General features: G+C 57.2%; 10 protein-coding genes and 2 tRNA genes. 9 read left to right on the top strand and 3 right to left on the bottom strand.

The window, feature by feature from the left end; all coding sequences use genetic code 11:
• Positions 1-114: 114 nt before the first annotated feature.
• Positions 115-185: transfer RNA gene (locus tag NO931_RS07630), tRNA-Pro, on the bottom strand.
• A gap of 148 nt (positions 186-333) precedes the next feature.
• Here NO931_RS07630 and NO931_RS07625 point away from each other — a divergent pair.
• Positions 334-768, top strand: a complete 435-nt coding sequence (locus NO931_RS07625; RefSeq protein WP_256392035.1) for a hypothetical protein — start codon at positions 334-336, stop codon at positions 766-768.
• Between the two features lie 225 nt (positions 769-993).
• Here NO931_RS07625 and NO931_RS07620 read toward each other — a convergent pair whose 3' ends face one another.
• Entirely contained in the window at positions 994-2,286 is a 1,293-nt protein-coding gene (locus NO931_RS07620; RefSeq protein ID WP_256392034.1) for an alpha-amylase domain-containing protein, read from the bottom strand.
• 194 nt (positions 2,287-2,480) lie between these two features.
• Here NO931_RS07620 and gnd point away from each other — a divergent pair, with 194 nt between their 5' ends.
• The 4 genes from gnd (at position 2,481) to NO931_RS07600 (ending at position 5,598) form a co-directional block, all read left to right on the top strand.
• The gene (gene gnd / locus NO931_RS07615; RefSeq protein ID WP_256392033.1) at positions 2,481-3,377 is read left to right on the top strand and encodes a phosphogluconate dehydrogenase (NAD(+)-dependent, decarboxylating); all 897 of its coding nucleotides are present in this window, start codon (positions 2,481-2,483) and stop codon (positions 3,375-3,377) included.
• A gap of 198 nt (positions 3,378-3,575) precedes the next feature.
• Positions 3,576-4,154: a 2Fe-2S iron-sulfur cluster-binding protein gene (locus NO931_RS07610; RefSeq protein WP_256392032.1), complete on the top strand. Its 579-nt coding sequence runs from the start codon at positions 3,576-3,578 to the stop codon at positions 4,152-4,154.
• A gap of 69 nt (positions 4,155-4,223) precedes the next feature.
• Positions 4,224-4,296, top strand: a tRNA-Arg gene (locus NO931_RS07605).
• Between the two features lie 60 nt (positions 4,297-4,356).
• Positions 4,357-5,598 (top strand): RNA-guided endonuclease InsQ/TnpB family protein, encoded by a 1,242-nt coding sequence (locus tag NO931_RS07600; protein ID WP_256392031.1) that lies wholly within the window; start codon positions 4,357-4,359, stop codon positions 5,596-5,598.
• Positions 5,599-6,340: 742 nt separating this feature from the next.
• On the opposite strand, the gene NO931_RS20820 is transcribed toward NO931_RS07600, so the two are convergent.
• On the bottom strand, positions 6,341-6,748 hold the full coding sequence (locus NO931_RS20820; RefSeq protein WP_375142040.1) for a nucleotidyltransferase domain-containing protein: 408 nt from the start codon (positions 6,746-6,748) through the stop codon (positions 6,341-6,343).
• 286 nt (positions 6,749-7,034) lie between these two features.
• Here NO931_RS20820 and NO931_RS07595 point away from each other — a divergent pair, with 286 nt between their 5' ends.
• From NO931_RS07595 to NO931_RS07580, 4 genes are all read left to right on the top strand, one after another.
• Positions 7,035-10,685: an SRA domain-containing endonuclease gene (locus NO931_RS07595; protein ID WP_256392030.1), complete on the top strand. Its 3,651-nt coding sequence runs from the start codon at positions 7,035-7,037 to the stop codon at positions 10,683-10,685.
• Positions 10,678-12,024: a hypothetical protein gene (locus NO931_RS07590; RefSeq protein WP_256392029.1), complete on the top strand. Its 1,347-nt coding sequence runs from the start codon at positions 10,678-10,680 to the stop codon at positions 12,022-12,024. Before NO931_RS07595 ends, NO931_RS07590 begins: the two co-directional genes overlap by 8 nt.
• A gap of 305 nt (positions 12,025-12,329) precedes the next feature.
• A complete protein-coding gene (locus tag NO931_RS07585) occupies positions 12,330-13,547 on the top strand; it encodes a PD-(D/E)XK nuclease family protein (protein ID WP_256392028.1) in 1,218 nt (405 codons plus the stop codon).
• Positions 13,548-13,717: 170 nt separating this feature from the next.
• A complete protein-coding gene (locus NO931_RS07580; protein ID WP_375142039.1) occupies positions 13,718-14,596 on the top strand; it encodes a metallophosphoesterase family protein in 879 nt (292 codons plus the stop codon).
• The last annotated feature ends 31 nt before the right edge of the window (positions 14,597-14,627 follow it).

Here is a 14,627-nt window from a genome sequence, read left to right as displayed (position 1 = left end):
GAGTCGGCTGAGTGTGTGAATAATCCAGCCGACATCACGCCCACCCCAGAACGTTGTCAGCAGGCTTTTGATGCCACTCTACCCTCTGGGGATGAACATGTAGGGAATTAGAAGTGGGACCGCCGAGAGTCGAACTCGGGTCATACGGACCCCATCCGCATAGGATACCACTACCCCACGGTCCCGGGTTGCATTTCCACGAAGGCCGCTCCCCGAGTTAAGGGCTTCGTTTCGTCGTCGAGCGTCGGGGGTCGGTCGCGGGTGAAAGAGATGAGGAATTCAATCGTAATACGTTAGAAAATTTTTTAGGGGGTCGCGACCATCACGTGGTATATGACCGCAGACGAGAAACTGACATCGGTCCCCACGGGTATTCGAGCCGCCTGTGTCGTAGACGGATATCTGATCCTGTTCGGGATGGCCTTCGCGATGATCGGACTCTCGGACATGGCCGGATCCGGGTTCTTCCAGTTTTCGTTCCTCTCGATCGACGGGATCGCGTGGATGATGTTCGCGGCGATGCTGATGACGGGAGTTCAGCTGTACGTCATCGGCGGCGTCTGGAACATCAAGTCGTGGGCCTGGCCGGCCGGAATCGCGATGTTCGGAGGACAGGCCGTCCTGTTCCTCGGCGCTCTGGTGTGGGTCCAGACGAACTCCAACGTACCGGTCTCCTACGCCGACGGGCTGTTCCAGTGGCTCGTTCCCCTGGTGATCACCGTCGCGTGCCTGGGATACATCTTCGACCAGCGCTCTTGGTATCGCTGAGGGCAGGACGCCGTTTTCGTCGCCAGTTGCTGCAGTTTTTGGGAATTCGATCGACCAGCGATCGCGTCGTTCGTCAGCTTCTGTACCAGACCGCACGGCCGAGGTGCCCGCTCTCGTCGACGTGTGGTACTCAAACGTAGTTCCGAAACGAGAGACAACCGGACGACATAACAGCGATCGCGTGCTCGGTCTCACCCGGCCGAGCCGCAGTCGTACGCTCGCGAATCAGGCGGGGGCGTAGCAGACCCACCCTTGCGGCGGGATCCAGATCTGCACCCAGCCGTCGCCGTTCGTTGTGAAGTTGTCGCCGTTGTTGCCGACGTAGTCCGAGAGCTCGGTGTTGGTCCAGCTCGTGGGGACCCACTTGCCCTGCCAGGAGCCGGAGCGGTTGAGTCCGACGAGCAGGTTCCCCTCCCGCTCGAAGATGTAGAGATCCTGACTAGAATGACGCGTGATCGCCGATCCGGCTGCGAGATTGCGGCGGACCCACAGCAGATCCTTGATGTCGCCGTCCCAGTAGGGCATGTCTTTCTGGTACACACGCGGGTAGCCCTCCTGAGTCAGGATGTACGCGTAGGCCATCTTCTGGTACTGCGGCGGGTCGCTGTCGTGGTTCGAGACGAACGTCATCGCACGGTAGGAGTTCCAGTCGACGTAGCCGCCGCCGTCGAGCGTGCTGAGGTCGCCGTTCTGATGGAAGGCGTCCTCTTTCATCGTGTAGTACAGCGGGTAGTCCGTCACCGACATGCCCGTCTGGGCGTAGCCGTCGCAGTAGCTCTTCGAACCCTGGAGCACCTCGCCGACCGAGTACAGGCCGTGCTGGTTCGCCCAGTTGCTCACGTAGTTCGAGAAAAAGGACTCCGACATGTGCTTGGCGGCGTCCCAGCGGATGCCGTCGACGCCGAGGCTGGCGTACTTGTCGACGTAGTCTTTGAGCTGGCCGCGCACGTAGCTCGAGTCCTGGTCGAGGTCCGGCAGCCCGGAGAGATCGCAGTTCTCGACCTGCCAGTCGTCGCTGTAGTCGTCGATCCCGCCGTTGTGGTGAAAGTCGTTGTAGCTGAAGTACGGGAAGTTCGAGAAGTTGACGCCGGCAGCCATGTGGTTCATCACCGCGTCGGCGATGACGCTCAGCCCGTTCCCGTGTGCAGCGTCCACGAGCGATTGGTACTGGGCTTCGGTCCCGAACTCGCTGTCGAAGTTCTTGTGATTGATCGGCTGGTACCCCAGCGGCGGGTGGTGGTCATCGTCCTGATCGGCGCGCGTCAGCTTCGATTCCTGTGCGGGCGGTAGCTGGATCGCGTCGAAGCCGGCGTCCGCGATGGCGCTCACCTGATTCTCGACGTCCGACCAGTTTGTGTGGTAAAACTGCAGGACCGCCGAGTCGCCGATCGCGGCGGCGCCCGTACCGGGCGCAACTGCGCCGCCGGCGAGGGCCGCGCCCGTCGCGCCGATACCTTTCAGCACTGTTCGTCTGTCCGCGCCGTACGTCGTGCCACGTCCGTTGTGATCGGATGGCATGGGCCCCAATATACAACCATGATAGTTAAAATTACTTCTAACTGTTAGAAAAATATACTGTAGCTCCGATTATAATTATACTAGATGTGGGCAGACGTAGCCCATCATCCGCCCGCTATCGCGTGGCTGTACCGTCCGACAGCGTCGGCCGACGAATCGCAATCACTACCTACGTCCCCGGACGAGGGGGTTCCATGGAACTCGGCGTTATCGGACTCGGCCGGATGGGACAGATCGTCGTCGAGCGGGTGCTCGACGCGGGCCACGACGTGGTGGCGTTCGACCTCGACGACGACGCGGTCACGGCAGCGGCGGACGCCGGCGCGACACCGGCCGACTCCGTCACGGGGCTCGTGGACGAACTCGGTGACGACAAGCGCATCTGGCTGATGGTACCCGCCGGCAAAGCTGTCGACGCTGCGCTCGACGATATAGAGAATTCGCTCGACGGGGACGACGTCGTCGTCGACGGCGGTAACTCCCACTTCGAGGACTCGGTGCGCCGAGCGGAGACGACCGACGCGGCGTATCTGGACTGCGGCACCAGCGGCGGCCCCGCCGGCGCCGAACTCGGCTTCTCGCTGATGATCGGCGGTCCCGAGTGGGCTTACAACGAGCTGACACCGATCTTCGACGCCGTCGCGACCGGCCCCGATGGCCACGACCGAATGGGCCCCGCCGGAAGCGGTCACTACGTCAAGATGGTCCACAACGGCGTCGAGTACGCGCTCATGCAGGCCTACGGCGAGGGATTCGAGCTTCTGGCGAACGGTCGCTACGACCTCGATCTGGAAGCCGTCGCGCGCACGTGGAACAACGGCGCCGTGATCCGCTCGTGGCTGCTCGAACTCTGCGAGGAGGCGTTCCGCGAGGAAGGCTCCGACCTCGGCGACGTCGACGACTACGTCGCCGGCGGCTCGACCGGCACCTGGACCGTCCAGGAGGCGCTCGAACAGGAAGTGCCGCTCCCGCTGATCTACCAGGCGCTCTCGGAGCGGTTCGCCAGCCGCGACGATCGGTTCTCCCGCCGACTCGCCAACCGGCTTCGCTACGGCTTCGGACGGCACGAAGTCGCCCGGAAAGACGAGTAGCCCACGGCAATGGCGGTTTTGATGTAAGCATACGCCGAGCGCAAGCGAGGCGTTTCACCGAACGCGAGCGTATGCGAGCGTTCGGCTTTTTTCGCCCACGTTTTTCGAGGAGTGGTGCCCGAGCGAAGCGAGGGCACCCGACGAAGAAAAAGGTGGAATCACAAACCAATTAAACCCGCGCTCCGAATCTGGGCGCATATGGTGAACGAACTGGGGGTCGCTATCGGGATCGGATTGACCCTGGTTGCCGTGCTCATGCACTTCTCGCGGGGCACGGGCTGGACTGCAAACGAAGATATCTCCCAGCAGGTTCTCGATCGACGTGCCGAGAGCGTCCCCGAGACCGACTTCCCCGAGCCGATGAATCGCTCGATCGGCGGCGGCGCCCCGGCGGGCGCCATCGGCGGCGGCGAAGCCGGCGGCGAACTCGAAGAGGGCGGCGAGGGCGGTGCCGGCGGTAGCAGCCCCGCCGACATCCCCGAAGACGAGATCGAGTACTACGAGATCGAGTTCGTCAAGGAAGGCGAGACGATCGAGATCGCCAACAACGAGAACATCCTCGACCGCGGCGAGGAGGAAGGCTGGGACCTCCCCTACGCCTGCCGACAGGGACAGTGCGTCTCGTGTGCCGGCCAGATCGACGGCGACGCCAACGAGCTGGTCGAACACGACAATCAGTCGATGCTCGGCGAGAGCGAGATGTCCGACGGCTACACGCTCACTTGCGTCGCCTACCCCCGCGGCGAGTTCTCGATCGAAACTGGCGAGCAGCCCTGACCGCGGTCCGGAGTTCTTCGATTGCGGTTCAAAACGGTTATACCTCGGCACAGTCCTAACGACATTCGAGGGCGCGTAGCTCAGCGGACAGAGCACTTGGTTCCGGACCAAGATGCCGTGGGTTCGAATCCCATCGCGCCCGCTGTTCTCGTACTTCTCTCCCCTCCTCACATTTAAATAGCAATACGGGGCCAAAGAGTATGTGCCGGGCAAGGAGTACGTGCGTCGGACTGCAATTACTCGCCTCAAAGTGACCGAGGAGCAGCGGCAATTGTTCGAGGAGACCATCACCGAATGGAAGCGCGGTTGTCAAATTGCTACCGACATGGCCTGGGGGACGTGTAGCGCAAAAACAGAGGTTCAACCGCTTGCCTACGATTCCATTCGTGAACAGACGTCTCTCGGTAGCCAGCATACGGTCCTTGCGACGCATCAAGCCGCTCAAGCCGTCTCAGGGTGCATCGAACGCAAAACAGCGGGTAAGAAGGCGACCCAGCCGCTGTTCACTGCTCCGACAGTAAAATACGATACGCGGACGATGACGCTATTCGACGACGGCACTGTCTCTCTATCGACGACAGCGGACAGAATTCGCTGTCCACTCGCATTGCCAAGTGAGGAGGACGGCTACCAACAACAGTATCTCAACGCTGACGAATGGCAGGTGACCGAAAGCACGCTCACCGTCGACGACGATGAGTATCTCTTGCATATCGGTTTTCGACGGCTAAAGACCGATGCTGAACGGAATACCGCCGAGGACGGAACGGTCCTTGGGGTAGATCTCGGTGTCGAAAACATTGCGGTCACCAGCACAGCTCGGTTCTTCCCCGGTAAAGAGCTAAATCACCGTCTGCGAGAGTTCGAGAAGGTTCGTGCTGGGCTCCAGCAAACGGGTACACGGAGTGCCCACCATACTCTGGAGCAACTGAGTGGACGGCAATTACGCCACATTCGGTCTACGATGCACGACGTCTCGAATGGGATCATCGATGAGGCGCTGCAGTATGACTGTGACATCATCGCCTTCGAGAACCTAACGCACATCAGGGAGAACACCTCTGGACCGTGGGGGCATCGATGGGCCTTCCGTACGCTCTACGAGCAGGTAGAGTACAAGGCTGAAGTCGCTGGGATTGCAGTGAAACAGGTCGATCCAGTCGACACCTCCAAACGCTGTTCGGACTGTGGATTCACGGCAACGGAAAATCGTCGATCTCGCTCTGCCTTTTGCTGTGGTCAGTGTGGATCGACGGCGAATGCGGATTACAACGCGGCGAAGAACATCGGATTGCGGTACGTCCGTCGTGGCCAACAGTCGTCGCGACGGACGGGCGACAGTCAACTCGCCCTGAAGTCTGGAACGGTGACGCCGAAGTGCGGATTCACCGCCTACCCAGATGGGTTCGAGGCCGAGTTCACGGATAAGTCGCACTCTGCATAATTGGCCAGCAACGGTCGCTAAAGCGGGGAGCGGCAGTTGGCATCCCGTCGCGCCCTTCGTTATGAGACGGAACTCGACTTGATCAGCATAGCTAGATTCGTTGCTTGATATCCGTCTATATAAGTGTTAGATGGATTTAAATTCTCCAAACAGTGGTCATAATCGGATCGAAAGTCCGGTAATAGACATACATTCATCTATCAAACTGACCTAGGATGCACTCGCAGAGTCGTTCCCTCACTTGGGGGCCTGTACAAAACACCAATAGAGGGCTGCTAGATCCCCTCTCCAGTCCCTCGCTCATTCCCCCCAAAGCACACCTGCTGAATTTTATCTTCATAGTCGACTCCCGTCTGGCGATTTTAGTTCTATTGGGTCAGTGTGGTGACTCACCAACATCTGGCCTCACAACGAAACCCCACTAGATGGCATCTACAGGCCTCTTGATGTCTACTCTGGCGACTGCCAACGCTTCCGTCGGTGCCAGCCATGCTTTCCTAGATCACCTCCAGAAGTACCCTCTACCGATCTCTTGCGGTGCAGAGAGCCGATTATGAATGCAGGAGGAGTCTCGCTCTGGGTCCGAGAGCAGTTCTTACTACCAGAAAATGCTTCGAATCGGTTATGATACGAGCTGGTGCTCCTCCCGTGCTCACTCGCAAATGCAATCTCGCGTCCGGGTTTCCTCTACGACTACCCGATCTCCGGATATTCGGGCGTCGCTGAAACGCGTCCTTCGACGTCACTCCGTCACTCCTCTAAACGTCGCGCTTCGCCTCGTCAAATGCCTCTGTAGCGTGCAGGTCAATCCCTTCGCAAAAGATGGTCGTAGGCCCTCCCCGAGCCGGCGAAAGATTGCGGACGACTCAACGAACGGCTCGAACTCGTACCGCTGTCGGTCGAATGTTTGTTCTTTGAGGTCTCGCTTGACGTCCGATATTGTGCGACGAGCGCTCACCAACTCGTTGTCATCGTTGACGAGTACGAACACGTCGATATCGCTTGCACGGTCGGCCTCGCCTCGCGCTACGCTTCCGAAACGAGTATCTCGCGACGCCGGATAGTTCGTCGGTGACGCGATCAACGAACGCCCGGAGCGGCTTTCGGAACTCCCCCTGCGGTATCTCGAGGAGCGGATCGTCGGCCTCACCGAGCCGCGTTTCGTCGATTCGGTACAGCGTCTTCCGGCCGACGTCGCGGCGGAAGACGAGTCCGAGTGCTTCGAGCAGCGAGAGCGCTTTCGAGACGCTCGGGCCGCCGAAGCCGGTAAGGTCCGAGCTCGCTATTGGAGAACTCCTCCGTCGGATTCTGCGCGGTTATTTCGAGGATGTCGTCCATCGCAGGAGGAAACGAGGGCAGATCTCCGACCTGCTCAACCCCGGTTCGGTTAATCAAAGCAGGATTTATGGTAGGATACTGTCTCGTGTTACGAAACAATGACAGACGAGCGCCGGATGTCTACCTCTCGATTTTACGGTAAAATCGACGAGCGGTTGCAGATCCTCACGGATTTTCTCTCGTTCCTCGAGCAGACAAATACGCGAGACGAGGGTGTTGCCCGAGACAGTGTTATCGACTGGATCGTATCTAATACGAATGCGGAGACGCCCGGAGCGATCGAGAACCGGTTGGATTTTCTCGAGGAGATCGGGATAATCGAGATCGAAGATGGAGTGTACGACTGTACGCGGATCGGTCGCTGCTATCTCCGGAAACGAGAGCCGGACGTCTTGTACAACGCCCTCCGAACGACCGTCAAGGGCTTCGATACGATAGTTCATGCGCTGTCGATCGAGCCGAGAACCGACGAGGAGCTCATGGACTTGCTCGTGAGCGAGTTCGAGGAGTGTCAGATGGAGACGCCGGGGGTTGCGAAGCGACACCGCGAGTGGTTACAGACCGTCGGCTACGTAGAACGCGTCGGCGACCAGAACCAGTTAACGGCAGCCGGAGAGGCAGTTGCCGATCAACTTCGCGGCGTCTCATCTGTCGAGTTAGAACCCGGATCGATCTACGAGCGACGGGAGCTACACTCGGAATACGGTGGTAGCATCCAGGGCGGGATCGCGCCGTCCAGAGACGAACCTGTCGTCTTTCTCTTTTCCGGCGGGACCGGCGAAAACCACGGCTATCTGGACGAGTTCCAGCCGGATGGAACAGTGCTCTACACCGGCGAGGGACAGGTCGGCGACATGGAGATGAAACGCGGGAATCGCGCGATTAGAGAGCACGTCGGGCAGGATCGAGAGCTTCATTACTTCACGATGGAAGATGAGGGCGTACGGTACGTTGGGCAGTTCCTGTACGCCGGACACTTTTTCGAGGAACTCCCCGATTCGGAGGGTAATCTTCGGGAAGCGATTCGATTCAAACTCGCACCGGTCGACGAAGAAGGTATTCCGGATTCACTCCGGAAACCTACCGAGTCCGAATCCGAGGTAGATGACAAACCGATGAACTCCGATATTCGGCAGTTTGGCGATCCGACGGTTTATCAGGTCCCCGTGAAGACCGGTGACGGACCGATCCGAACGAACTTCGACCGAACGGTGATCGAGAGCGTTCGACGAAACCAACTGGAAGACGTCTACAATCCCCCGATCGACCGCGACGTACTCCGCGTTTGGGGGAACCAAGAAGACGAACCTGCAGACGAGGGCGGCTATCTGCTATTCGCCGATCGCGAGGGGCGCCGCGATGGCGCATACACGGTCGTGGCTCGCGTCGCTCACGCGACGATCCTGGATCACGACACGGCAGCGGAGTTCACCGATGCGGTCGGTTGGGGCGATGTTACCGACCAGGTGTTTTCCCACGTGATGTTCCTCGACCCAGTGTATGAGGCTGATCTCGACCGGGAATCGTTTTGGGAGCTGTTGGGCTTCAAAGGGTGGCCGAACGATACGTACAGTGCTATCAACTTCGATCGTAACGGATCGAGCTTTTACGACGAGTACGCCTCCGTCGAAGAGTTCGTAGACCGGATCAAGGGCCGGAAGCTCTATCCCGATACTTCTATCGACGAGTACGACTCGCTCGACGAAGCGCTCGCTGATATCCAGGACAAGCTTGATCGATCGGGAGAGGAATCATCGTGGCTCAAGAGCCGCATCGGTGAGGCCGTTATCGAAGATTGGTCGGTGGCCCTCGATGGCTTTAGACCGTCGGACGAAGTCTCGCCAGCCACTGCCGCGAAGCTGGATCAACTCCGTGCCATCTACGAGTCATTGGAACCCGAATTAGAATCGAAAGCTGAGGAACTCGGAGTCGGGTCGCTCGATGCCTTTTCGCCCACTCAAACATTGTTCCTCGGTGGAATCCGTCTCATCCAGAACGATTTGGACGTTAACGGAGGACCGCTCAATCAACCTCGTCTCAACAGTGTCCTCAACGACACCTACTCCACGGTCGATCTCGAAGCCTCCGAGCCCTCGCCGAAAGCGAATCACCCTCTAACGACGCATATCCAGGACGCCGAGCCAACCGTCTACAAATTCACCGCCCCACCTGATTACTGGCTTACGACCGTCGAGTACGCGTCGGTCTCGTTCGAGGAGGAACACCGTGATCGGTGGAACCAACTCGACGAGGGCGATGTCGCATTGCTCCACTCCCGAGCCGAACCTTCGAACGATGACCTCGACGACCAGCCGAGCGGAGTGATCGGTGCCGGGATTATCGGGGAGACGTTCGAGAAGGAGGACCCGTGGTGGTGGGACGAGCACGAGGGGGAGCAATCCTTCTCGATGGTCGCGAGTTTCGACCGGTTGTTCCTCACAGGTGATGTAGACAATATTGACACCACTCGCGGAATCCAGGAGAAAGACCCGTCGGAGATCTCCCGAGAACTGGATGTCTTAACAGCGAACTGCCTGCCAATCGGGAGAGCTAACCAGATCTGTACGGACGTCTCCGGGACGGAGTTCCCCGTACAGTCGATGTTCGCTACGTTCCGTACGTCCGCCAGCAAGATAGACTACGACCGGCCACGAGCGCTCATCGAGGCCATGGCCAGCGATCTAACAGAGATCGCGCCCATCAACCCGCACAAGCCGTTTCAGGGATCGGTTCCGGACGCCGTCCTCGAGGGGCTTCACTTCAGCGACGGCCGCGGCGAGCAGATCCTCGAACAGATCGAGACCGCCCTTCGAACCGGCAAGCACGTGCTCCTCACTGGGCCGCCCGGAACGGGGAAAACCGAGATCGCCGAGCGCGTCTGCGAGTACCTGGCCGAAACGCACCCGTACCTCTACTCGGATTTCGAGATGACCACGGCCACCGCGGACTGGTCGACGTTCGATACCGTCGGCGGATACATGCCCAACGAGTCCGGTGAAGACGGTGAGAACCTCTCGTTCACACCCGGGATCGTCCTCAACCGGCTCAAGAACAACGAGACGGGCGTCCAGTCGAACGAGCTGACGGTCATCGACGAACTCAATCGCGCGGACATCGATAAGGCGTTCGGACAGCTCTTTACCCTCCTCTCGGGACAGTCTGTCCAGCTACCGTACACTGTCGACGGGCGAGAGGTCAAACTGACGACCTACGATGACGTTGAGGGGTCCACCGATACCAACCAGTTCGTCGTCCCGAACTCGTGGCGCATCTTCGCGACGATGAACACCTACGACAAGACGTCGCTCTACGAGATGAGCTACGCGTTCATGCGTCGGTTCGCGTTCGTCCGCGTCCCGGCGCCGGAGCTTCCGGAGCCGACGGAAGGCGATGATTTCGGATCGAATATCGTCTATGACTACGCGAATGCGTGGAATCTCGATATCACCGCCAGAGAGGCAGAGGTGGTTGAGCGCGTGTGGCGGACCGCAAACACCGCCGTCGAGGGGCGCGCGATCGGGCCGGCGATCATCGAGGATGTCCTCCGGTACGTGAATCAGCATCCCGACGACCAGATCGAGTACCATCTCACGCAGGCGGTCATCAGCTACATCTTCCCGCAGTTAGAGGGCGTCCCGAAGCGGAAGACGATCGTCCGGAAGATCAAGGACGTCCAGGACATCGAAACGAGCCTGATCGAGGAGGCGGCCAGAGAGATGCTCCAGGTCACGTTCGCCGACAATGAATAGAGACGCGCTCCTCGAGCGGCTCACCGAGGACATCCTGGCCTACGCGATGCACGGGAGCTTCCCGGAGAGCGAGCTAGCTCGGTCGATCAAGCCCGAGCAGTTGGACGAGCGGTTCGAGGAGTACGAACTCCTCCTCGACCTCCACTTCATCCTACAGGACGATGTCGTCGCGTTCGTCAGAGATCTCTCGGAGCAACTACGCAGTATCCGAACCGAAACCCGAACGACGTCGCGAACGCGACGCGGAACCGTCGACGGGCGAATCAACTGGGGCGACACGATCAAGAAGCGATACACGGAGCATCCGCGAGATAACTCGATCTTCGTCTGCGACAATCGCTCGGAGAACTACGATATCCCAGAAAACCTCGTTCTCAAGCGACTCATCTCAGTCATTCACACGACGATCCGTGAGGCGGAGGAGTATCTTCGGGCGGACTACGACTGGGTGAGCGAGACGTGGAAAGGGAACGAGGACTTGATCGACGAACTGCAGCGGATCGTCGAGCGGAACGTCCACGTTCGCCGCATTCGCGACCCCGGCAGCTACGAGCCGACCGAGCGAATGCTGACGACGGCTGCGAACTCGCGCCACGCAGTGTATCGCGACGCGGCGTCACTCCTCCGCTCGCGCCAACGATTGTTCCGAGGCGAGCCAGAGGAGATACGGCGTCTCCTCGAGCAAACCGCCATCGCGCCGGACGACACGGACTCGCTCTTCGAGCTGTTCGTCCTGTTCCGGTTCGTCGCGACGCTCGAAGATATGCGGGAGAGCCAACCGCAGTTCAAGACGATCGCGACCGATCGCCAGGAAGTCGCCCGGTTCGACGGCGACAAGGAGATCGTTCTCTATCACGACAACTCCGCCCGCGACCGCAACCTGTCCTTCGTGGCCGTGCCGGAGGAAGATCAGGACGAACCCTCTCGGACGGAGAAGGTGCAACTCGCCGCGCAGAAGATCGCGGGCGACTACTTCGATAAAGACTACGAGAACCACACTGGTCGCCCCGACGTCATCGTTCTCGAGATTATCTCGGAGGACGACGACGAGCACGAGTACCTGATCGTCGAGGTGAAAAACAGTACCAACGAGAGTACAATTCGTCAGGGAATCAAGGAGACGCTCGAATACCTCGCGTTTCTTCGCGTCAACGAGGAGTTCGTGTTCGGCGGCAACGAGGGCGACTACTTCGGTTCCGGTTGGAACGGATTGCTAGTTGTACAGGACCTCGACGATCAAACCGCCTCGGTCGACGATCAATCCGATAACGAGATTGCCGTACTCCAAGCCTCCGAATTGGAAGACGAATTAGAAACGATTCTCCGGGACGTCGTATAGTGAATCGGGGTGCAGAATCCACGCTAAATATGGGTGGACTGAACGCTCCTGTAGACCGTTGAACGTACGTAACAGACTGTTACCTCCGAAACCTGCTGGCGCACATCAACGACTCAGTTGGGTGGTATAACATTTCGCCGTCGATCTCCTGCGGAGTCGAATCGGTTTAATCGTCGATATCGGTCCATCATAACGTTAATTCTGCCAATAGTTGGGCCAACCATTGATGGAAAACCGCCGTTGACAGGGGACGTAACGTCTATTGATTCTGAGGGAATATTATCTATGAGATAATGGATCAGTCCATGAGCAGTTCATCAGAAGTAGATGATCGGTTTCTTAAGTTGATTAATGAAGCAAATCAGTCATCACCAAGCACGTTTGACCTTCTTGCTGTGGGGGATGACGAACGTTCACACACGCGAATCCTGGCATGGTTGCTCAACCCCGACAATAGCCACGGTCTGGACTTAAAATTCATTCGTAGATTCTTAGAACGTGCTAATGTGAATGATTTGAATGGACTCTCAGGGGCTAATGTAAGGACATTTTCCCAAGAACCAGACAGAACTGAGCTTGATATCCTAATTCAAACAGAATCTGTTATCATTTGTGTTGAGATCAAGACGACGCACCAACTTACAGAAGACCAGTATGATAGGCAAATTGAATATCTTAAAAACCAGATAACTGATACGAGTGAGCGGGTCGAATCATATGAATACCTATATTTATCCCCGGACGAATCTCATGACCTCGAATTTGCTAATCAGATCACTTGGCGGGAAGTTGTCGATGAATTGAAGATGCTGCTACCTGAGTTTGAGCGTGATTGTGATGTCATTCGGACCCGAGAGTGGATTCAATGTCTGGAAGATCAGGTCATTAACTCATTCAGTTTCACTCCAGATACGGAACTTCAACTTCGCTATAATGATTTAGTCGAGCATTTCGACATTACTATCGATGAGGCAACAGTATATCGCGATCGCAAGCGCCTTTTTAAAAAATATTGGCAGTGGGTAGAGGAACAATTTGAAGATGTCACCTCAGGAAAGGATGGCTGGGACGAAAAGCTGATGCCTTCGATGATTAGAGAGGACACGCCCCGGGTCAAATTTTCGAAGACACAGTGGGATGACAACGGCATCCGATTCGAGGTTCACGGGACAAAAATGCGCCTATACAGGGCTGAAAGTCATGCGAATGACTGGGACAAATATCGCACCTTGGACCCACATATTGAAATGACGATGACATACCAAGGCGCAAACCCCGAGGAACGCGATGCATTTCTATCACATTTATCCACCGATTACGACCGCATTCTCCAGAATGCTGGTTTTGTGGAAATCAGAGAGCAGCTTCCAGCTGATGCTGATGTAGATATCAATAAATATCACATCTATTCAAAACAGGTTCCGCTATCATTTGAGAATGAAACTGAGGTTCTGGAGGAGCTAAAGGAGGGTACAAGAGCTCTTCTGCAACTGGAAGAGTCGCTTGACAACTATCTTCCTTGAAGGTTCCATACGGCTTTTAGCGAAAAGCTCTACGCTGAGGTAACACTAAGAGGGAGAGCCAGAGCTCTGGCGACACATTATTTGTGCCCGCGATGGTTTCAGGGGGGCGACGGCGCATTCATATGCCAGGAATCGAACTAGTGAGTATGACAAGACACCGGTTTCTGGTGATGGGAGACAATCACGGGAACACCGAATCGCTGGAGCGGGTGGTCTCGGGTACGGAAGGCGAAGAGTTTGATTTTGTGGTCCACGTTGGAGACTTTTCGAATGCCCATAACGAGGGTCGAGATGTTGGAGTTGAGCAACTGCAAGCAGTAGAGCCGTATCTCGAGAAACTTGCGGGTCGAGCGAAGCATGGTCTGCTCTACGTATACGGCAATCGAGACTACTACGGTGATCTTGATTATGAATTCAATATTGGGATACATATCCCCACAGAGGGCCATATCACCGTTGACGGTCAGCGTTTCACCCAAGATCCGGGCGTAGTCAGTGATGACGATATCCTTGTCACTCATGTAGAAAAGAAACAGATGATCGATCATTTCTGCGGACGGACTTATTTTTGCGGACACACTCATACGGGCCGGTACAAGGAACGGATGCTCAATTCCGCATTTCTCTACCGGGATGACTCAAAAGCCGACACGGCTATCTATGGGGGCTACTTCGTAGTGGACCTCAAAGACGAACCTCCGTTCGATATCGACCTTCGTAACATCGGTAGTCTTGATACGACGGTCTGTCCACAGCACTCGGATCGCGGTATTCTGATCGGCCCGGACTATCATGACTGTATGTTTTGTTGGAGACCAGTATTGCTGCTGCGTGAGATGGCGAGCACAGCATTTTATGGTGTCACCTCTGGTCTTGATCGGGAGTATGCGATTGTCGAGGAGCTTGTCGATTATGCGGTTGACCTATGGGATTCGCCGCCTCAAGACTTTCAGAAGGAGTTCACCGAGTATCTTTCGAGTGAACAACCCGATCCACTTGGACCGCTGGTTCGGGACGATGATGGGAGGCTTGTACGTTGGGAGCAATAATCACAATCTAAGGCTGTGGACGCCGATATAC

It is taken from the genome of Natronoarchaeum rubrum (genome assembly GCF_024494695.1).
Note: the sequence above shows the minus strand (reverse complement) of the source record. Positions and strands in the feature narration are given on the sequence as shown.